The organism is Neptunomonas sp. CHC150 (assembly GCF_030397555.1).
Classification (GTDB): domain Bacteria; phylum Pseudomonadota; class Gammaproteobacteria; order Pseudomonadales; family Balneatricaceae; genus Neptunomonas; species Neptunomonas phycophila.
This window is the reverse complement of sequence record NZ_JAPNXU010000002.1, coordinates 22,660-42,882: the sequence shown is the minus strand read 5'-3', so window position 1 is coordinate 42,882 and position 20,223 is coordinate 22,660. Positions and strand designations below refer to the sequence as shown.

At 45.6% G+C, this 20,223-nt stretch carries 18 protein-coding genes; 11 read left to right on the top strand and 7 right to left on the bottom strand.

Going from position 1 to position 20,223, the window contains the following annotated elements:
• Window positions 1–59 precede the first annotated feature (59 nt).
• Complete coding sequence (locus tag OW491_RS01865; protein ID WP_215152469.1) at window positions 60–1,154, top strand: peptidoglycan-binding domain-containing protein; 1,095 nt, start codon at window positions 60–62, stop codon at window positions 1,152–1,154.
• Window positions 1,155–1,249: 95 nt separating this feature from the next.
• On the opposite strand, the gene OW491_RS01860 is transcribed toward OW491_RS01865, so the two are convergent.
• Window positions 1,250–1,855, bottom strand: coding sequence for a LysE/ArgO family amino acid transporter (locus OW491_RS01860; RefSeq protein WP_075173005.1), 606 nt, complete (start codon window positions 1,853–1,855; stop codon window positions 1,250–1,252).
• Between the two features lie 100 nt (window positions 1,856–1,955).
• Here OW491_RS01860 and OW491_RS01855 point away from each other — a divergent pair, with 100 nt between their 5' ends.
• From OW491_RS01855 to OW491_RS01845, 3 genes are all read left to right on the top strand, one after another.
• Window positions 1,956–2,888: a LysR family transcriptional regulator ArgP gene (locus OW491_RS01855; protein WP_075178568.1), complete on the top strand. Its 933-nt coding sequence runs from the start codon at window positions 1,956–1,958 to the stop codon at window positions 2,886–2,888.
• 122 nt (window positions 2,889–3,010) lie between these two features.
• Window positions 3,011–3,949, top strand: coding sequence for a bifunctional enoyl-CoA hydratase/phosphate acetyltransferase (locus OW491_RS01850; protein ID WP_075178569.1), 939 nt, complete (start codon window positions 3,011–3,013; stop codon window positions 3,947–3,949).
• A 35-nt stretch (window positions 3,950–3,984) separates the two neighbouring features.
• On the top strand, window positions 3,985–5,172 hold the full coding sequence (locus OW491_RS01845) for an acetate/propionate family kinase (protein WP_290034474.1): 1,188 nt from the start codon (window positions 3,985–3,987) through the stop codon (window positions 5,170–5,172).
• 6 nt (window positions 5,173–5,178) lie between these two features.
• On the opposite strand, the gene OW491_RS01840 is transcribed toward OW491_RS01845, so the two are convergent.
• Window positions 5,179–6,099, bottom strand: coding sequence for a LysR family transcriptional regulator (locus OW491_RS01840; RefSeq protein ID WP_075173009.1), 921 nt, complete (start codon window positions 6,097–6,099; stop codon window positions 5,179–5,181).
• 118 nt (window positions 6,100–6,217) lie between these two features.
• Here OW491_RS01840 and OW491_RS01835 point away from each other — a divergent pair, with 118 nt between their 5' ends.
• The 6 genes from OW491_RS01835 (at window position 6,218) to OW491_RS01810 (ending at window position 11,943) form a co-directional block, all read left to right on the top strand.
• The gene (locus OW491_RS01835) at window positions 6,218–6,976 is read left to right on the top strand and encodes a 5-oxoprolinase subunit PxpA (protein ID WP_290034473.1); all 759 of its coding nucleotides are present in this window, start codon (window positions 6,218–6,220) and stop codon (window positions 6,974–6,976) included.
• Window positions 6,977–7,022: 46 nt separating this feature from the next.
• The gene (locus OW491_RS01830; protein ID WP_290034472.1) at window positions 7,023–7,271 is read left to right on the top strand and encodes an acetyl-CoA carboxylase; all 249 of its coding nucleotides are present in this window, start codon (window positions 7,023–7,025) and stop codon (window positions 7,269–7,271) included.
• A gap of 4 nt (window positions 7,272–7,275) precedes the next feature.
• Window positions 7,276–8,679, top strand: coding sequence for an acetyl-CoA carboxylase biotin carboxylase subunit (locus OW491_RS01825; RefSeq protein WP_290034471.1), 1,404 nt, complete (start codon window positions 7,276–7,278; stop codon window positions 8,677–8,679).
• Window positions 8,660–9,541, top strand: coding sequence for a carboxyltransferase domain-containing protein (locus OW491_RS01820; protein WP_178969214.1), 882 nt, complete (start codon window positions 8,660–8,662; stop codon window positions 9,539–9,541). The genes OW491_RS01825 and OW491_RS01820 overlap by 20 nt, the downstream gene beginning before the upstream one ends.
• Window positions 9,531–10,508 carry a biotin-dependent carboxyltransferase family protein gene (locus tag OW491_RS01815; RefSeq protein ID WP_290034470.1) on the top strand — a complete coding sequence of 326 codons (978 nt, stop codon included), beginning with the start codon at window positions 9,531–9,533 and terminating at the stop codon, window positions 10,506–10,508. The genes OW491_RS01820 and OW491_RS01815 overlap by 11 nt, the downstream gene beginning before the upstream one ends.
• 109 nt (window positions 10,509–10,617) lie before the next feature.
• Window positions 10,618–11,943, top strand: a complete 1,326-nt coding sequence (locus tag OW491_RS01810) for an allantoin permease (protein WP_075173015.1) — start codon at window positions 10,618–10,620, stop codon at window positions 11,941–11,943.
• Window positions 11,944–12,027: 84 nt separating this feature from the next.
• On the opposite strand, the gene OW491_RS01805 is transcribed toward OW491_RS01810, so the two are convergent.
• Window positions 12,028–13,305, bottom strand: a complete 1,278-nt coding sequence (locus OW491_RS01805) for a sugar MFS transporter (protein ID WP_277251745.1) — start codon at window positions 13,303–13,305, stop codon at window positions 12,028–12,030.
• A gap of 265 nt (window positions 13,306–13,570) precedes the next feature.
• Here OW491_RS01805 and OW491_RS01800 point away from each other — a divergent pair, with 265 nt between their 5' ends.
• Window positions 13,571–14,614: a LacI family DNA-binding transcriptional regulator gene (locus OW491_RS01800; protein ID WP_290034469.1), complete on the top strand. Its 1,044-nt coding sequence runs from the start codon at window positions 13,571–13,573 to the stop codon at window positions 14,612–14,614.
• Here OW491_RS01800 and rlmB read toward each other — a convergent pair.
• The 4 genes from rlmB to ppc form a co-directional block, all read right to left on the bottom strand.
• The gene (gene rlmB, locus OW491_RS01795; RefSeq protein ID WP_075178577.1) at window positions 14,611–15,354 is read right to left on the bottom strand and encodes a 23S rRNA (guanosine(2251)-2'-O)-methyltransferase RlmB; all 744 of its coding nucleotides are present in this window, start codon (window positions 15,352–15,354) and stop codon (window positions 14,611–14,613) included. The genes OW491_RS01800 and rlmB overlap by 4 nt on opposite strands.
• A complete protein-coding gene (gene hemH / locus OW491_RS01790; RefSeq protein WP_290034468.1) occupies window positions 15,344–16,381 on the bottom strand; it encodes a ferrochelatase in 1,038 nt (345 codons plus the stop codon). Before hemH ends, rlmB begins: the two co-directional genes overlap by 11 nt.
• Before the next feature lie 174 nt (window positions 16,382–16,555).
• The gene (adk, locus tag OW491_RS01785) at window positions 16,556–17,212 is read right to left on the bottom strand and encodes an adenylate kinase (protein ID WP_290034467.1); all 657 of its coding nucleotides are present in this window, start codon (window positions 17,210–17,212) and stop codon (window positions 16,556–16,558) included.
• A gap of 358 nt (window positions 17,213–17,570) precedes the next feature.
• A complete protein-coding gene (ppc, locus tag OW491_RS01780; protein WP_290034466.1) occupies window positions 17,571–20,183 on the bottom strand; it encodes a phosphoenolpyruvate carboxylase in 2,613 nt (870 codons plus the stop codon).
• Window positions 20,184–20,223: the final 40 nt, after the last annotated feature.

Below are 20,223 nucleotides of genomic sequence, written 5' to 3'. Positions count from 1 at the left end.
CTTCATCCGTAGCTTTTAGACTGCAGCAACCCCTATAAAAAAAGCATGGAAGTTCTATCATGAAAAAACAACTAACTACTTTCGCTCTATCAACGTTAGCGATCGCCGTTTTATCCGGTTGCTCTTCAACGGGCTCTTATCAAAATGACGATGTAACTAACTCAGCACAATACCGTGCGTTAGAGCAAGAACTAGCAAGCCTTAAAAACTCTTCTGGTTCTGACTCTGCTCGTGCATCTGAACTAGAAGCAGAATTAGCTCGTCTAAATAGCAGCAATTCTACTTCTAGCCTGCTGCCTCCAAACCCTAAACCGGGTGAGTGCTATGCGCGCGTTGTTATCCCAGCTAAATACAAAGCAGAGACAGAGACAGTTCAAACTCGTGCTGAAAGCCAACGTATTGAAACTTCACAACCGGAATTCCGTTGGGTTGAAGAACGCGTTATGGTAAAAGAGGCAAGTGAACGTTTAGAAATCGTGCCTGCTACTTACACTACTGTTACTGAAACCATTCAAGTATCCGATGCTACAGAGCAGCTAATTCGTGTACCCGCTAAATACAAAACCGTTACCGAGCGCGTTTTAGTACGTCCAGCTCACACTGAGTGGAAAAAAGGGACAGGCCCAATTCAGCGCGTTGATGCAGCCACAGGCGAGATCATGTGTTTAGTTGAAGTACCCGCTGAATACAAAACAGTTACTAAAACAATCGTTGTAGAGCCTGAATCAGTAAAAAAAGTGGCTATACCGGGTAAAACACAAACTGTTCAGCGTCGTGTTGTAAAAACACCAGAAACTACACGTAAAGTGGTTATTCCTGCTGAGTACAAAACGGTTAAAGTCCGCAAGCTTGTTAAGCCTGCAGAACAAAACGTGGTTAGCATTCCTGCAGAGTACAACACCGTTCAAAAGCGCGTAAAAATCAGCGATGCATACTTAGAGTGGCGTCCAATTTTGTGTGAAACAAACACGCAGCCGGGTCTTGTACGTGAATTGCAAAAAGCACTGAAAGCCAAAGGTTACAACCCAGGTAGCATCGATGGTGTACTAGGTAAAAACACCATGAACGCTGTTATTGCGTATCAAAAATCGCAAAAAATGCCTTCGGGTCAGTTGACTATCAACACCTTAAAATCATTGGGTGTAGCTATCTAAAGCTAATAGTTTTATTAGCTTTAGCGTAAAAAAAGAGCCTTCATTTTGAAGGCTCTTTTTTGTTTATGAGACGTTTATTCTCGGCATACCATCCCTTATATTTTTTCTAGCACAAGCCACAGCGCAATACTCCACATCATCAACGCCACCAAAAAATCGACCCAACGCCAAACATGTGGTTTTTCGAGCCAAGGTGAAAGTTTTCGAGCCGCTAGCGTGAGAAAAATAAACCAACTAAGCGAAGCCAACATAGCTCCTATCCAAAACAAAACCTTCGCTTGCCCAAAATGCTGACTTCCTAAACTTCCCAACAGGATAACTGTATCTAGATAAACATGAGGGTTCAGTAAACTGACCGCTAACGCGGTTAATAAGGTCACTCGCAAACCAGCACGCTTGGTATTCGCTTCAAGCCCTATCGGGCTTAAAAAGCTCTGAAACGCTTTAAAGCCGTAAACGGAAAGAAAAATGACACCTCCCACACGGAACGCATCCAGTAGCCATGGCCATTGTTCAAATACAAACCCTGCTCCCAGCATGCCTGCACTGATTAAAGCGAGATCACAAAGAATACATATAGCGGCCACAGGCCAATGGTAATGACGCTGAACCCCTTTACCTAAAACAAACGCATTCTGCGCTCCAATCGCCATAATTAATGCCATAGCCGAGCCATAACCCTGTAACACTAAAAAGCCCATATTATTGACCTTATGCCGCCGCAATGAATTAGATGTGCATCATGCCAATCTTTTGATATAAAGAATAACTAATAAAATTAATCTTTAATAAGGATTGCTAATGTTCGATTATCGCCAACTACAGGCCTTAGCTACCGTTGTCGAGGAGCAAAATTTTGAACGTGCCGCACAACGCTTGCATGTCACCCAATCGGCTATTTCACAGCGTATAAAGCAGTTAGAAGAACTGGTTGGTCAAACATTGTTGATTCGAACACACCCCTTACAAGCAACCGACGCTGGACAAGTCTTACTCAAACACTATCGTCAAATCGCCATGCTGCAAAGCGCGGTGATGTCGGAACTCAATCCCGTTTTAGAAACGGGACAGATCCGATTGTCTATTGGTTTAAACGCCGATACGCTAGCCACATGGTTTTTACCGGCTATTGAACCTCTACTCAACGCACACTCGGTTCTGCTCGATATTAAAGTAGATGATCAAGATCAAACCCAGCAGCTTCTTCGCAGTGGAGAAGTTATGGGGTGTATCAGTTCGAGTGATAAACCACTGCAAGGCTGCCATTGTATACCGCTCGGTGTATCGGTATACCGATTATTAGCTTCACCGCAATTTATGAAAAAGTATTTACCAGAAGGCGCCAACCAGGCTGCTCTGCGCCGTGCCCCTGTCGTTGAATTTAATCACAAAGATGCGCTTCAGATTCGTTACTTAGAACAATTTTTCGATTTAAGGCCCGGGGATTATGCGTGCCACCGAATTCCCTCAGCAGAAACCTTTATAGATCTGATTGTCAGAGGTTTTGGCATGGGGATGATCCCTGACCAAATGACAACTGAACTCTTATCGAGTGGCCAGCTAGTGGATGTATCACCGGGTAATTATCTAGCTGTACCTTTATATTGGCACGTGTGGAATTTAAAAGCCCCCTTAGCCGAAGAGCTTACCCACGCACTTGCAGAACAAGGCAAAAAAGATCTGGCGCCTTTTAGCGACTACCCTATCCTTGCAACCCCAAAACTTACTCGGTAAGAACGCACGAAGATGATCTACGTCATAGCCTCATAAGCCTCCGGCATCCTATTCTGAGGGTGCTGGCTGCTGCTATTTTAACAGAAGTGGCAGAGCCTAACCGCCAATAGCGAGGGTGCTTCATGACCGTTAACATTCAACCACCGATACACAATCAACTTGAGTACTTTATCGAGCAAGCAGCATGCGCGCCAGCCATTGTTACGGCGGTGGTACACCCGGTTTCACATAACGGTTTGGTAGGCGCAATAGAAGCTGCAAATAAAGGGTTGATAACGCCTATTTTGATCGGCCCAAGCGCTAAAATACAAGCGGCAGCCGACGAAGAAGAGCTTGATATATCGACTTACGAGATCATTGACGTTGAGCATAGCCACGCAGCCGCGGAGAAAGCTTGCGAACTCGCCCGACAGGCCTGTGTGCAAACCCTCATGAAAGGGGATTTAGGCAGTTCAGAACTGATCAGCGCTATTATTAATAAGCAAACAGGGTTACGCACTGAACGTCGCTTGAGTCACGTGTTTGTCTTCGATGTACCAAACTACCATAAGCCTCTCATCATTACAGATGGTGCAATTAACGTTACGCCATCACTGAACGATAAACGAGATATTATCCAAAACGCTATCGATTTTTCCCATTCGCTGGGCGTTTTGTCTCCTAAAGTCGCCATTTTAGCCGCCGTTGAAAAAGTAAAACCCAACATGCCTAGCACAATTGATGCTGCGTGCTTATGCAAAATGGCTGATAGAGGCCAAATTACAGGAGGCATCTTAGACGGCCCACTTGCCTTCGATAATGCTATATCTCAACAAGCCGCTTTGGATAAACACATTTGTTCAGATGTTTCTGGTGATGCTGATATCTTACTGGCGCCTGATTTAGAAGCCGCCAATATGATTGCCAAACAATTAATTTATTTAGCAAACGCAAAGTCAGCGGGTCTGGCACTTGGTGCGCGAGTGCCTATCATACTGACAAGTCGAGCTGAAACTCCCCTTGGAAGACTAGCCTCCTGTGCTCTGGCTTCTTACATGGCTCGTCACACATTATCGTCCTAAGCAGGCCTCCAAGGCGCGAAGAAAGGCTGAGTTTAATGCAAACTATTTTGGTTATTAATGCAGGATCATCGAGCTTAAAGTGCACGCTTTTCCGGACAGGGCAGCTGCAAGAAAAGTCTATTTATCGTTTCAAGTTTAGTAATTTATTACTGAAACCCCACTTATCAATCGTCGATGAGAATGGTCTGGATCGCGTTACAAAACAGCCGGACTTTGCAAGTGTGCCTAAAACCGAACGCCACCATGCCGCGTTAGATTTAGTGTTAAGCTGGCTAAACACGCATGCCTCACAATACAAACTAACCGCTTTTGGGCATAGAATTGTTCATGGCGGACGACAATTTAATGCCCCGCAAATCCTATCAAAAGGCGATATAGCCCACTTAAAAGAATTAATCCCCCTTGCTCCACTCCACCAGCCGTATAACTTATTACTGATCGACTGTTGCAAGAAACTAGCCCCTAATCTTCCTCAAATCGCCTGTTTTGATACCATGTTCCACCATACTCAAATGGACCTTGAACGCCACTATGCATTACCTCGTCAATACACCGAAGCTGGCATTCAACGATACGGATTTCATGGCCTGTCGTACGAGTACATCACACATCAACTCGGTCAAATAACCCCTAAAGCGTGCCACATAAAAACCGTCATTTGCCACCTAGGGGCAGGCTCTAGCATGTGTGCGATCAGCCAAGGAAAAAGCATCGCGTCGTCCATGGGTTTTACCGCTGTAGATGGGCTCCCCATGGGCACCCGCTGTGGCAATATTGACCCTGGGGTTATCCTCTATTTGCAACGTCACTACAATCTCGATTGTGATGCGCTAGAGCACCTCATTTATAGCGAAAGCGGCTGGCTAGGTGTATCTGGTGAATCAAGTGATATGTTATCGCTTAAACGCTCTCAATCGACGAGTGCACAGGAAGCAATCGATATGTACGCTTATCGTATTGCATTAGAATTAGGTCGTCTGGCAGCGGCTCTTGGAGGGCTTGAGCAGCTCGTTTTCACTGGAGGAGTTGGCGAAAACGATGCGGACCTACGCCAGAACATCATTGAAAGAAGCCGCTGGTTAGGCATCCACCTTGATGAAGATGCAAACGTACTTAACGCCAGCGTAATAAGCAATAAACATAGCGCTATACCCGTCCGAGTAATTGCCACCAATGAAGAAGCAATGATTGCACATCATGTTACGGAAATCATTGGCGATTAGTGGACATTACAACCGTTTAGAAATGTTTTGCTGAGGTATTAAAAAGGCCTGCTTAAAATAATCACGAATGGCGAACATAGCCGGTGTAAAAGTGGTTTCTTTACGCCACGCCAACCCTAAGCTCATCGGGTGCACTTCATCATCCAAGGAGCGTGTATCTATGCGCTTTCCTTCCAGTGACCAAGGCCGGTAAACCAAATCGGAGAGTATCGATATTCCTAAACCATTTGCAACCATGCTTCGCACAGATTCCACTGAAGATGTTCGCAGTATGACATTTGGTTCTAACCCCTTGTGCCCCCAGTAGCGCATCGCACTTTTATCCGCTTCATCGACAGTGAGCATAATAAACGGCTCTTTTTCAATATCTCCTAATGACAACCTTTTCTTAAAACCCAACGGATGATTGCTCGGCAACCACAGCCGACGTTCAGAGGCGACCAACTTTTCAGAAACGATATCAGCATGAGTCAAATTATCAGTTAATACAATGGCCATATCGATAGAACCATCGGCTAGCTGGTTCTCAATAATTGAACGTTCGTATTCAAACAACTCAATCGATATATCAGGATACCAATGTGACAAGCGTTGAAGGTGATAAGGTAAAAAGTATCCTTGGACAGTATAGCTTGCTGCTATGCGAATACGCCCATTTGCGACACCATCGGTGTGAGGAAGGTTTAACGCTTCGTCAACACTTCGTAACACTTGGTAGGCATGATTTAAAAAGTGCCTGCCCCGATCGGTTAAGTTGACCCCTTGGCTACTGCGCACAAATAGCTCTACACCTAAGAGGGTTTCTAGATCCCGAATTGCTGTTGTGACAGCCGATTGCGAGATATTTAGATGGATTGCCGCTTGGGATACCTGCCCCATTTCAGCTGCCGCAACAAAATAACGAAGTTGTCGAATCGTTAAAGACATCGAACCTCCTCAAGCATTATCTGTTTTTCAGATACTACCATATCAAAAAATAGATCTTTTTAAGCACCCACTTTCATTTATATATTCAAGTAACACTAAAAAACATAGGAATAGCTTAATGAGATCAGTTGACCTCAATTCGGATATGGGTGAAGGCTTCGGTCCATGGACGATTGGCGACGGCGTAGATGCCGAAATTATGCCACTGATTAGTTCAGCAAATATTGCTACAGGCTTTCATGCCGGCGACCCTTCAATCATGTCCAGCACTGTAAAAATGGCTCGTGAGCAAGGTGTGTCAATTGGTGCACACCCTGGGTTTCATGACCTTAAAGGATTTGGTCGTCGTCATATCAACGCAACAGCCGACGAACTAATCAACGACATCATTTACCAAATTGGTGCGTTGCGAGAAATCGCAAAAATGCATGGCCTTACCTTACAGCATGTAAAGCCTCATGGTGCTTTGTATATGCATGCAGCTCGTGATGAAGAAATTGCAAAACTTCTTGTAACTCAACTTCATGCAATGGCACCTGAATTGCTTATTTACACCATGCATGGCTCAAAAGTTCATCAACAAGCTCTCGAAGTGGGACAACCGGTTGTATGCGAATTTTATGCAGACAGAGATTACGATCTCACTGGTTCCATTATTTTAACGAGGAAGGTAGGGCCTTTAGATCCCGACCATGTAGCCCAGAAAGTGTTGAAAGCCTGTCAAGAAGGAAAGGTAAAAACAGTAGAAGGAAAAGAGATTGATATCCAGTTTGACTCTATCTGCATCCACAGCGATACACCCGGTGCACTTGGCTTAATTCAATCCACCAAATCGCTTCTTGAGTCTAACGGGATTTCCATACTGGCGCCCCAATAATTCTATAACTCCCTACAAATTACGCTCTTATCAGAAGGAAAATAACATGGCTAAAATCGAAATTATTTCTCCATTACCCGGAATTTTCTATAGAAGCCCATCTCCTGAGTCGGACGCCTTTGTTCAAGAGGGCGACCAAGTGAGCTCCCAGACTGTTGTGGGCCTCATTGAAGTAATGAAACAGTTCTCCGAACTAACAGCTGACCACCAAGGCACACTTATTGAGTTTTGTGTAAGTGACTCATCAGCTGTTGAACCTGGGCAAGTCATTGCCCTTGTTGAAACAAAGGAGTGAACCGATGCAATTTTCCCAACACAAACTATTAATTGCTAACCGGGGTGAAATTGCTGTGCGCATTATCAATGCGGCACAACAGCTTGGCATACCCACCATCGCTATTTGCAGTGAAGCAGACCGTTTATCCCTGCCCAGCTTATTAGCTGATGAGGTGGAGGTTATAGGAGCATCGCGTGCAGACCAAAGCTATCTGAACGCAGACTTAGTAATTGAAACGGCAAAGCGTTTAGGGGCTACTGCAATACATCCAGGTTATGGGTTCCTTTCTGAAAACGCCGACTTTGCAGAAGCAGTTGAGCAGGCAGGAATGATATTTGTCGGCCCGGATGCAGCAACCATCCGCCAAATGGGTGATAAAGCCTGTGCCCGGACTACCGCCCAAGCCGCCGGTGTGCCTGTCGTTCCGGGGTCCGATGGCGAAATTGATTCTATCGAAGAGGCCTTAACCGCAGCGCAAACTATTGGCTACCCTCTGTTAATAAAGGCATCGGCAGGTGGCGGCGGCAGAGGCATTCGTATAGCACACAATAAAGAGGAGCTCGTTAAAGAAATTACCATTGCCCAAAGTGAAGCTAAGGCTGCTTTTGGCTCCGGTGCCGTCTATCTAGAGCGATTTATCAAAAGTGCACGCCATATCGAAGTTCAAATCCTTGGCGACGGTAAACAGGCCATTCACTTATATGAAAGAGAGTGTTCTCTGCAGCGCCGCCGACAAAAGGTATTTGAAGAAGCCCCCTCTCCCGCTTTATCCAATGCAATTAGGGAACAGCTGTGCGCAACAGCTGCTAAATTAGCTAACACTCTTAATTATAAGGGAGCTGGAACCCTTGAGTTTTTGTTCGACGCGGAAACCGAAGAGTTTTTCTTTATAGAAATGAACACACGGATCCAAGTTGAACACCCTGTGTCTGAGATGATTACAGGCGTTAACATAGTAGAGTGGATGATCAAAATAGCATTAGGTGAGCCACTAACACTGTGCCAAGACGAAATTAACATCCATGGTTGCGCAATCGAAATGCGTATTAATGCTGAAGATCCATCTAAAGGTTTCTTCCCTTCACCAGGCCGCATTAGTGCTCTACATTGGCCAGTAAACGAAGGCGTACGAATCGATACCCATGTTTTCGATGGCTACACTATTCCTCCTTACTATGACTCCCTCATAGCAAAACTTATCGTACATGACGTCTCTCGAGAATTAGCCTTTGAACGGGCTTTAAAGTCCCTTAAACAAACACGTATTGAGGGTATAAAAACGACACTTCCATTACATCGCTTACTACTTCAAGACCCCGCTGTTCAATCCGGTGATTTTGATACTGAGACCCTCGAGGTCTGGTTAAAGGAACATTCACATCGACTTGCAGATAAGGAGAAAGCTCATGCATCAACAGCCGATTAGATACACCTTTGGTGGTGACGAGCACCTATTTGCTGAAGTATCTGAGTCTATGTCACTGCCCGCTTTTTTTAGAAGCTTAGGCATGGTTAAAGCCATAGAAAAAGAAAACATCTCAGGTATTTTAGATATTTGCTTGGCCAATGCCTCGTTCCAAGTCCGCTTTAACCCTGATGAAATTTTACCAAATGATTTACTGGCAATAGTGAAATCACTTGAAAGCTCAAGCTTACAAGAGGGACAGTTAGATACCCGTATCGTCGAAATACCCGTTTTATATAACGATCCGTGGACTTATGAAACCTTGATGCGCTTTAGAGATAGGCACCAAGACCCTGACTCAACCGATATGGAATACGCCGCACGAATCAATGGTCATGCTGACACCGAGGCATTTATAAAAGCCCACAGCGGCTCTCCTTGGTTTGTGTCAATGGTGGGGTTTGTCTCGGGTTTACCTTTCATGTTTCAAATGGTCGACCAAGAACATCAAATCGAAGTACCTAAATACTTAAGCCCTCGAACAGACACACCGAAACAGACATTGGGTCACGGCGGTTGTTTTGGGTGTATCTACTCCGTCCGTGGTGCCGGTGGTTATCAGATGTTCGGTGTGACGCCTGCACCCATTTATGATCCAGAACAAGCACTGTCCTACCTAAAAGAATCCATGGTGTTTTTTAGGGCTGGTGACATTGTTAAGTTCAAGCCCATCAACCGAGATGAATATGACCAAATGCTTATCGAGGTAGAAAAAGGACTGTTCACGCTAAAAACCCAACCTTTTGTATTTGACTTAGCGACCTATTTAGCAAATCCAGACCAATACAAAAAAGACATGATGGAGGTACTCTATGTCGATTAAAGTAGTCAAACCCGGACTTGCTACATCTATTCAAGATACTGGCCGAGAGGGTTTCTATCACCTAGGTATCCCTCCATCAGGCGCACTCGACCAATATTCAATGAAAATGGCCAACCTGTTAGTCAATAATAACGAAGGCGATGCCGTGTTTGAATGTGCCCTGTTAGGTCCCGAACTCATATTTGAATACAATAGTATCGTTGCTGTCTGCGGAGCCCGAATGCAACCAAAGCTGGATGGCGAGCCTATGCCTTTAGATACTGCGTTCAGTGTAAAACAAGGACAAACGCTTAGCTTTAACTACCCAACAGCAGGGGCTCGTGCATATTTAGCCATCTCCGGTGGTGTTGATGTTCCCGTGACGCTGGGTAGCCGGTCAACTTACACACTTGGTAGCTTGGGGGGCTTCAAAGGGCGACGGCTGGAAGCAGGAGATACCATTGCAATCGGGACCCCGGTTAAACCTGCCATTGAAGGCAAATCCGTCCCTCAAACATTACTTCCTTCTCTAGCAAAAGAAGTGTCCTTACGCATGATTCCTGGTATGTACATCCATCGCTTAGTGGATGCAGCCGTTGAGCAGTTTTATGAAGACACATGGACGGTGGGTAGCGAAGCTGACCGCATTGGCTATCGATTTAAAGACGGCCACCCAATGCAGTTTGTTGAGCGCGAACAGCCTTTTGGAGCAGGCTCTGACCCATCCAATATTGTGGATGCCTGCTATCCCATAGGATCCATTCAAATTCCAGCGGGCAAAGAACCTATCGTATTGCATCGTGATGCAGTATCAGGTGGAGGATACGCCACAATTGGAACAGTCATCAGCGCTGATCTTGATTTGATTGGACAAATGCAGCCTAACTACAAAGCTCGCTTTATCCCGATAACCATGGAAGAGGCTTTGGACGCCCGTAAGGTTGTACAAGAACGACTCATCAAATTAAAGAGCTACCTACAAACATAATAAGAGACCTTCCATTGCGACTCATCATTAGCTCAGGGCAAAGATAGGCCACCTATCCATTGATGCCGCTTTATCCTGAGTACTTAAGACTACTTTTAGGGGCAATATCATGGCTAACTTAGTTCAAGCGGAATCAACCCAAGATGAAACAAACCTACCTGTACCCGTCGGCGCAAGAATGGGGCCTTTTTCTTTAACGATGGCATGGTGGGCTGTCTGCAGTGCTATCTTTTATATTGTGGTAGGCGCCTCACTGGCCATGAGCTATGGGGCTAAAAACGCAATCATTGGGATGGCCTTATCGGTCGTTACTTACGGAATTATTAACAATATTATTAGCCGCTACGCCATTAAAGAAGGGCTCTCTGTCGCATTATTCTCTAGGAGGCTGTTTGGCAGAATAGGCGCATCCTTAGCGACGCTCATATTCTTTTCGACAGCGATTTACTATGCCGTTTTTGAAGGATCAGTGATTGCCGTTGCAATCAATGCGACCTTCCCATGGTTAGACTATCACTGGGCCGCTCTCTTTGTGGTTATCTACAGTGTACTTCTCGTATTTGGTAGCGTTCAGACTTGGCTTGATAAATTTAACGGCGTTCTCTTACCCTTTTATATCCTAGGCTTAATAGCCACAGTGGTTGCCTCAATCAATGTCTATGGCTATCAAGCCGACTGGATTAATTTAGGGGCAGAAAATGCAACACCGCAAGGCTGGTGGAATTGTTTTACCTACTACATGGGCGTGTGGATACTCATGCTGTTTACCTTTGATTATGCTCGCTTTGGTAAACAAGAGGACAGTAACTATCATGCGCGTGTTAACTTCGGTATGCCTTTTTACTTACTCACCTTTTTAATCAACGGTATTGTCGGCATTTACCTCGTTGCCAGCATCCCACAAGATGCAGCCTTGAGTGAAGTATCCGTTGTACTGTCTATCCTCAAGCTTTTAGGTATCTGGGGGCTCTTATTTGTATGGATCACCCAAACCCGCATTAACACAGCCAACTTTTATTTAGCCAGCGTAAACATGCAATCTTTTTTTAGTGAGCTGCTCAATATTAAAGCCGTCAAGTTTTTTTGGTCTTGCATAGTCGGCGGTATCGTCTATCTATTAATGCTAGTCGATGTATTTTCATACTTACTACAAGCACTGGCATATCAGGGTGTTTTTGTGGTCGCGTGGGTTGGCATCGCGCTGGCACATATACTAGTAAATAACAGCGAAGAAGCTAATAGCTTGATTGAAAGTGATAACCGCTTTAACAAAGTTGGCTTATCAGCCTGGCTGATCAGCACCATCGTTGGAATCGTGATGATGAACTCTGGTGCGTCAATCGCTTCATTTTCTGCTCCCATCACTTTTGTTGTATCGTTCTTTGTTTATGCGGGCATTAAGAACTCTGAAGGGAAGGAGTTATCCCGCGTATAACCGACAAGTCTTATCAAACGGTTCAACTAACCTTCGACCCATTCAGCAGCACAAAGGGCCGTATCGGCCCTTTCTATTATGTTTCTAATTAAGCGCTTTAATCTCTGATCCCTTCAATCCATAAAACACGATATAAAGATAACAAACAGCAGGGACAATAAACGCTAATTGCAATCCAACGGCATCAGCAGCCACCCCTTGAATCAACGGTACAATAGCACCACCGACTATCGCCAAACATAAAATGCCTGATCCTTGGCTCGTATGCGCGCCCAAGCCCCGCACTGCTAGGCTGAAGATTGTTGGGAACATAATAGAGTTACATAGGCCCACTAACAAAATAGAGACCATTGCCACCTGACCTGTGCCAAACGTAGCGATAAGAATCAGTAGAACAGACCCTACGGCATTAAACGCGAGTAACTTTGCAGGGTTTAACTTTGTCATTAGTGCAGATCCAATAAAGCGCCCCACCATAGCGCCTCCCCAATAATAGGCAACATAGTGCGCTGCATCGGTTTCGGCTAGGCCGGCAATATCAGGTTCACCTAAAAAGTTAATCAAAAAACTACCGATTGCAACTTCCCCACCTACATACATAAATATAGCCACAGCGCCAAGCACTAAGTGCGAGTACTGCCAAGCAGAGGTAAATTGCCCTTGGCTTACATCTTCCGATGTATCTGTCTGCGTATTGTCCGAAAGACGCGGCAGTTTCAGCACGGCGAAAATGATTGCTAAAAGAATTAACGCACCAGCAATAATAAGATAAGGCACCTTAACCGTTTCTATTTCACTTGCCGTGCTCGATGCTGCCTCTAAAACAGGCTCGCTGGCCGCTAAAATCAATAATGCACCAAACGCCGGTGCAACCGTAGTGCCTAACGAGTTGAAAGCCTGAGTAAGGTTTAAGCGGCTCGAAGCCGTTTTTGCGGACCCTAAAATAGTGACATAAGGATTCGCCGAAACTTGTAATAAAGTGATTCCCGAAGCCATTACAAACAAAGCGCCTAAGAATAAAGGGTACAACTCAAAACTAGCAGCGGGAATAAACAACAACGCACCTGCAGCCGCGGTTAGCAAACCGATAACCACACCCATTTTGTAACCTAAGCGGTGCACCAACGCCCCAGAAGGAAGCGACATGACAAAGTACGCTCCAAAAAAGCAAAACTGAATCAGCATTGCTTGGGTGTAGCTCAAATCAAAAATATTTTTAAGATGAGGTATCAGAATATCATTAAGGCTTGTAATGAAGCCCCACATGAAAAACAAAGACGTGAGAGAAATTAGCGCAAACCGAAAATTACCTTGGCTGCCCCCCAAATTAGCTTGAGCTACAGAGCTCGCTGGCGTTGCCATACAAAGCACTCCTAAATGTGCGATTTTCCATGAAACTCACCGTAGACTACCTATTTAAAAGTACAGTTTTACGAGAGAACCCAGTAAATTGCGGGGCAGTCTGTCCAATTATGACAACGCTGTCAATAAAAACTCAAACGATCTCAACCATGGCTATCAGTCTTTATGAAAAAGTACCGCCATCCATACATTAATATGAGAGAATACAGTCTGTAGTGGCTTAAAAAATAACGATAATAAGCAAAAAGTTTATGGAGTATTAAACGTGTCATCCCCCACTATTGATGATGTCGCAAAGCAAGCTAAAGTCTCTATCAAAACGGTATCCAGAGTGGTTAACCGGGAGCCTAACGTTCGAAAAGAAACGCGGGAAAAAGTACAACACGTAATCGATTTACTCGGTTATACACCGAACCTTTCAGCGCGTCGTTTAGCGGCTAAGCGCTCATTTTTAGTCGGCCTGGTATATGATAACTTTCACGCCACATCAGCCTATGTAGTCAACGTTCAATGCGGCGTTATGGCCAGTTGCAGCCAATCCGGTTACGAACTGCTCATCCATCCACTTAACGTAGATAACGCAACGCTGATTAATGAAGTCATGGATTTTACCCATCGCTCACAAGTTGATTGCCTCGTGTTACCCCCACCCTTATCAGATCACACGCACCTTTGTAATCAACTCGCCGCCCAGAACATCCCCTTTGTTCGTTTATCACCGGTTTTCAACTTAAATGACTCACTTTATGTACAAACCAATGACCGAAGTGCAGCCTTTGATATGACAAGGAAACTCATAGAATTAGGCCATAACGACATCGCTTTTGTTGCGGGTAGGCCTGATCACTATGCCGTTTCAGAACGCCACCTAGGCTTTGTTGATGCCATGCAATCAGCTGCACTGCCAATAAGAGAAGAATGGATAAAAATAGGAGCAAGCACCTTTGATTCAGGAAAAGACTGCGGGGTTGCGCTGCTTTACAACACACCAAGACCTACGGCTATTTTTGCCGGTAACGACGAAATGGCTGCTGGTGTGATGAGCATAGCGCACTCTCTGGGTATTCGTATCCCTGAGGATTTATCAGTTGCAGGGTTTGACGATTCAGATTTAGCGCGTCAAAGCTGGCCAGCCCTAACCAGTGTACGACAACCAGTTCAAGCGATGGCAAAGGCCGCTGCTGATTTATTATTCTTGTCCCTCAAGACCCCCTCCAACACCGACCTATCGCGCTGCTTCGCTTGCGAAATTATATTAAGGGACTCGACAGGGCCTGCCATTAAAATTAATGAGACCGCCAACGACTAGCCTTTGACTGCACCACGTTGGCGTACCGCTTCAAACAAACAGACCCCCGTAGCTACGGAAACATTCAAACTACTGACTTCTCCTGCCATAGGGATTTTCACCAGAAAATCACAACTTTCACGCGTTAAGCGGCGCATGCCTTTACCTTCAGCTCCCATTACCAACGCCATTGGGCCGGCCAAATTAGCCTCATAGACTATTTGTTCAGCCTCCCCAGCCGTGCCCGTAATCCAAATCCCTCGGCCTTGGAGTTCCTGCAAGGTACGAGACAAGTTAGTAACTTGTATATAAGGCACAACTTCGGCTGCTCCACAGGCGACCTTAGACGCGACAGCCGATAAAGGGGCAGACTTATCCTTGGGGGCGATAACAGCATGTACACCGGCTGCATCAGCTGTACGCAAACACGCCCCAAGGTTATGCGGGTCTGTTACGCCATCAAGCACTAATAAAAACGCTGGCGAGTCGAGGTCGTTCAACAGGCCATCTAAAAAGCGCTCATCTTTTGGCTTAGCCGGATTACACTCCGCCATGATCCCCTGATGAACGCCTCCTTGAGCTAAGTCATCAAGTTTTTGACGGCTATAACGCTCCACACTAATACCATTCAATTCGGCGAGTATTTCAGAGATTCGCTGATCATCTCGATCTTTTAAAACCATTACACGGCGAATACGTGTGGGGTCATGCTTCAATATTGTTTTTACGGCATGGATGCCGAATACACGCTCAAGCGCCATGTGATGCCTCATTATGTAGATCTGACTTAGATAACCAATCACCCGCTTGTTCATTAACTAGCGCACTAAGCACGTTAATAAAGCAGCCCGCACTGTTTAGTGCAGGTATATAATGATAGTGCTCTCCTCCGGCCGACTCGAACACTTCTTTATTTTCCTCGGCTATCTCTTCTAGGGTTTCCAAACAATCCGCTGTAAATGCAGGGCACACAACATCAATGTTTTTAACCCCTTCACCAGCAATTTTCTCTAGCGTCTTATCCGTATAAGGCTGCAGCCATTCAGCAGGCCCAAACCGAGACTGAAAAGTAGTCATCCACTCCCCGTCTTTTAGATCAAGCACACGGGCTAGCATACGAGACGTTTCATGACATTGCTGTGGATAAGGGTCCCCTTTATCGGCGTACTCTTTAGGAATGCCATGGTACGATAAAATTAACTTTTCGGCGCCTGGCGAAACTTGACGATGCTGACGAACACTCCCAGCGAGCGCTTGGATATACAAAGGATGATTGAAATACGATTTAACAATCCGAATATCGACTACTTCACGACGTCCTAACTGAAATTTCGCAACTTGATCATAAATAGGGGCGGTGGTCGTTGCTGAATATTGAGGATACATGGGTATGATGAGGATATGCTGATACCCTTTTCCAGCAAGCTCTTGCAAACGAGGCGTTAAGCCCGGCTGCCCATAAGTCATCCCCGAAAACACATCCGGTGGATTAACATGCTTAAGTGATAACGAGCGCTGAAGTGCCGCAACCTGCTCATCTAAAATGCGCCGCATGGGAGAATCTTGCTCCCAAATCGATGCATATAGCTTGGCCACTTTTTTAGGGCGAAAGGTTAAAACAATACTGTTTAATACAGCTAACCACAGTAGCCGACGTGGACCTTTACCTTCGACGACTCGCTGATCGGACAAAAACTCACGCAAGTAACGCCTTACCGCTGATGGCGTTGGCTCGTCTGGCGTCCCTAAGTTAGCAAGAATAATCGCTGTTTTGCTCATTTCTGACATCTGAATATTGGCCCCATTCTTAAGCCGGGTATTATCCCCAACTCTTACTAAAAAACCCACTGTTATTCTGGATTACATCACCGCTCAACTCATGCAACAGAATAACTAACGTAAAATGCCAGGCACAAAAAAAGCCGCACATGCGGCTTTTTACGGATTAAAAAAGCTAAGCGATTACGCTAAACCTTCAAATACTTTCTCGCGAATATCATCTACGCTGCCAACACCCGGAACGTAAACGTACTTAGGCGCACTTGCTTCACCCGCTTTGTCAGCCCAGTTACGGTAGTAAGCAATCAACGGCTCTGTTTGATCATGGTAAACTTTTAAGCGACCTTGCACGATTTCTTCTTTGTCGTCTTCACGTTGAATAAGATCTTCGCCAGTCACATCATCTTTACCTTCCTCTTTCGGTGGGTTAAAAACGACATGATAAGTACGGCCCGAACCAGCGTGTACACGACGGCCACTCATACGCTTAATGATTTCTTCATCAGCAACGTCAATTTCCACAACTGCATCAATCGGTACACCAGCGTCTTTGAGTGCATCGGCTTGAGGAATCGTACGAGGGAAACCATCAAACAAGAAGCCTTTTGCACAATCTGGCTCTTCTATACGCTCTTTTACTAAACCAATAATAATGTCATCAGAAACTAGCTCACCAGCATCCATCACGGCTTTCGCTTTAACACCCAAAGGCGTTCCTGCTTTTACAGCTGCACGCAACATATCACCTGTAGAGATCTGTGGAATACCGAACTTTTCGGTTAGGTACTGAGCCTGTGTGCCTTTACCAGCGCCAGGCGCGCCTAGAAGGATAATACGCATGAAGGGTTGCTCCAGAGTTAACTTTTATAAATTTTTTAAAACAAAACTATTGTGTGGTCATCAAGCGAGCATCATACAAACCTAGCCCAAATGAGCGTTTGACTCGATGGATTACACTAATGCTGAAACCTTACTGGTGCGATGCACATCGAACAATTCGACGTTAGCACTAGCACCTTGTTGAAAAGATCAACGAAAGTCTCTATCCGAGGGCTCATTTCCACTTTTCAGAAAGATGCTGATAATTAAGTAGCCTGACCATTTAATACCGGTGAGGTTAAGCCAAACACGACGCTGGCTCAACCCCACGGGAACATTAAAGTAACGATTGTACAAAAAAACACCTGATTTCAGGTAATTAGCCCGTATTACGCATACCCGCTGAAATACCCGTCATGGTTACCATGAGCGCCTGTTCTAATCGCTGATCTGGTTGATTTCGGTCTCGATAAAGCAACTCGGCCTGCAAGTAATGCAGCGGATCGATGTATGGGTTACGTACATCAATTGACTGACGAATCACTGGGTTTTCAGCCAACAATTCTGTCTGTTGCCGGATTTTTAAAACCATTTCTTTTGCAACCGCTAAACGGCTTCGCAGATTAGAACCGAGTACTTTCAGCTCATCAGATACAAGACGCGATTCGTAATATTCGGCTAAATCCACATCACTTTTAGCCAAAACCATCTCTAGCATTTCAACCCACGTGCGGAAAAACGGCCATTTCGCATACATTTCATGCAAGCGCGATAACTCGCCATTAGAGATCGCTTTTTCCAATGCCGCTTCAGACCCTAACCAAGCCGGTAGCATTAAACGAATTTGCGTCCATGCAAAAATCCATGGAATAGCTCGTAGGCTTTCAACACCGCCATCCACTTTACGTTTAGCGGGGCGAGAACCCAAGGGCAGTTTGCTGAGCTCTTGCTCGGGCGTACCCGCCCTGAAATAAGGGACAAACTGTGGATCTTCTCGCACTACTGAACGATAAGAGTTGAGCCCTGTTTCTGCTAAGCCTTCCATCTGCTCACGCCACGCAGGTTCTGGCGAGGGAGATGGGGATAAAGTCGCTGCTAAGACGGCCCCAGCATAGAGTTCTAGGTTACGAATCGCCAGCTCAGGTATGCCAAACTTAAAACGGATCATTTCACCTTGCTCGGTTACGCGAAGCGTACGATCTACCGAACCTGGGGGTTGTGCTAAGATGGCTGTGTGGCTGGGGCCACCGCCACGTCCAACCGTACCACCACGGCCATGAAATAGCGTTAAGTGAATATCATGTTCTTTACACAGCGCAGTTAACGCCTCTTGAGCTTGATATTGCCCCCACGCAGCCGCGAGTTGACCCGCATCTTTAGAGGAGTCTGAGTAGCCAATCATGACTTCTTGATGCCCCCCCGTATACTGCTTATACCAAGGAACACTCAAAAGCGCATCAATGCAATCACGCGCATTATTCAGATCGTCCAGCGTTTCGAATAAGGGAACCACGCGCATATTATGCGAGATTCCCATCTCTCGCAGTAACAGGATCACCGACAACACATCGGATGGCTGACCTGCCATTGATATAACATATGAGCCCAAAGAAGACGGATCAGCGGCCGCCACCACAGCACACGTATCTAATACCTCTTGCACCTCGGCTGAAGGCTTCCAGTTATGAGGAATCAAAGGTCGACGGCTCTGTAATTCACGCAATAAAAAAGCTTGTCGACCTTCTTCAGTCCAACTGATGTAAGAACCTAAGCCGTAAAACTGTGATAGTTCTTCGAAGACTTGAGCGTGACGGTCTGAGCTCTGGCGAATATCTAATTTAACCAAAGTCATCCCAAAACAGGCGATACGACGAATAATATCCTCTAACGGCCCCTCAGCAATAATCCCCATACCACATTCAACTAACGATCGATGGCACATCATTAACGGATCCAATAACTGATTGCTATTAAGCATCAAATCCGCCGGAGCATCCCCAGGATCACCTTGCAAATGAGACTGAACCCAATTTTTGGTGACTTTAAGCTGCTCCCGAACTTCGCCGAGAATATGACGATACGGCTCAGCCGTCTCTTCACCCACATACGCTCGCAATTCGCTATTACACGCGTACATGGATAATTCAGCGCGCAGCGTATCAATGTCACGCAGATACAAATCTAAAGCGACCCAACGAGACAACATCATTACCCGCTGTGTAACAGGCGCTATGACATTTGGGTTTCCATCTCGGTCTCCGCCCATCCAAGAAGCAAAACGAATAGGGGCTACCGTTAAGGGCAACCCTTTCCCTAAAACCGCACGGGTTTGCATATCAAGCTTTTTGAGGAACCGCGGAACCGCTTCCCACAATGAATTTTCAATAACCGCGAAGCCCCATTTGGCCTCATCAACAGGTGTGGGGCGGACGTGCCGAATTTCATTGGTATGCCAGATCTGGCTAATTAATTCATTCAAGCGATGATGTGAGGACTCGCCACGATCTAACGCACGCAGGCAATCAGTAATATCATCATATTTTTGTATCAGTGTGCGGCGGTTAACCTCAGTTGGGTGCGCCGTCAACACTAAATCAACTTGCATACCATTTAACGTTTCTAGAATTTTATCAGCTGATAAACCCTCAGAACGCAATTTTTGCAGCAGTAAAGTAAAAGTGTCAGCTGCTTCTAGATCAATAATCTCTTGGTGACGGCGAACACGGTGATGTTCTTCTGCAATATTGGCCAGGTTCAAAAACTGGGTAAATGCTCGCGCGACGGGCAACATCTCATCTTCACTCAGCCCTTTAAGCTCTTGCACTAATGCTTGTCTATCGGCTGCGGTTCCTTCTCGACCCGCTTTAGCCAATTTTCGAACATTCTCAACTTTATCTAAAAATTCCGAACCAAGGTGCTTAGCAATAGTTTGCCCTAAACTATCCCCCAGCATACGGACATCATCGCGTAATGCTTCGTGCAGATCGCTCATACCTTCTCCTTTGAATAAAGTTGCTCAACACATGACATAG